General features: G+C 45.7%; 1 protein-coding gene and 1 pseudogene. Both read left to right on the top strand.

Annotated features, from left to right (window positions below):
* On the top strand, positions 1 to 760 hold a 760-nt coding region (locus AB4653_RS24280), incomplete at its 5' end, for a ParA family protein (RefSeq protein ID WP_372090879.1).
* Positions 747 to 913, top strand: a pseudogene (locus tag AB4653_RS24275) (chemotaxis protein CheW); the annotation flags it as partial. The gene AB4653_RS24280 and the pseudogene AB4653_RS24275, both read left to right, overlap by 14 nt.

Raw genomic sequence — 913 nt, 5'->3', positions numbered from 1 at the left:
CCAAAAAGGTGGCGTTGGGAAAACGACGACGACAGTGACCCTAGCTGGCTTACTTGCCTTAAAGGGTCATCGTGTGTTGTTGGTTGATACTGACCCACATGCATCACTAACCACCTATCTGGGTTACGACTCAGATACGGTGGAATCGAGCCTGTTTGATCTGTTCCAGCTGCGTGAGTTTTCTACGCAAGCTGTGAGAGCGTTGACTATACAGACCGAAATTGAAGGTATCGATATTATTCCCGCACACATGTCATTGGCGACATTAGACCGTGTAATGGGAAATCGAAGTGGTATGGGCTTGATCTTAAAGCGTGCTTTAGCCGCTTTGAAAGATGACTATGACTACGTGCTTATCGATTGTCCGCCTATTCTTGGTGTGATGATGGTGAATGCGTTGGCTGCCAGTGATCGTATCTTGATTCCGGTACAGACTGAATTTTTGGCGATGAAGGGTTTAGAGCGCATGATTCGCACTCTAACCATTATGCAGAAGTCTCGCAAAACACCGTTTAAGGTGACGATTGTCCCGACGATGTACGACAAGCGAACGAAAGCATCATTGCAAACATTGACTCAGCTTAAAGATGACTATCCAAACCAAGTTTGGACCTCTGCTGTGCCGATTGATACCAAGTTTCGCGATGCCAGTCTAAAACGTTTACCAGCATCTCATTTCGCATCGGGTAGCCGTGGTGTATTTGCTTATAAACAGCTGCTTATTTATCTCGAGAGGTTAGCGATAAATGAGCGCGAATAACGAATCGACATTGACGCAACCAAGTTTATCGAGTGAACAAGCAATCGATGATTACTTTACCGCGCTGTTAGGCGATGAAAACTTTGAATCTGATGCTTTTCTTGTTGACGAGTCTAGCGACGAATCACAAACTAAAGAGCCAGAGCCAGAGCC

Source organism: Vibrio sp. 10N.222.48.A3 (assembly GCF_041475345.1).
Classification (GTDB): Bacteria; Pseudomonadota; Gammaproteobacteria; order Enterobacterales; family Vibrionaceae; genus Vibrio; species Vibrio tasmaniensis_A.
The sequence above is the reverse complement of the archived record's forward strand: the minus strand, read 5'-3'. Positions and strand labels throughout refer to the sequence as shown.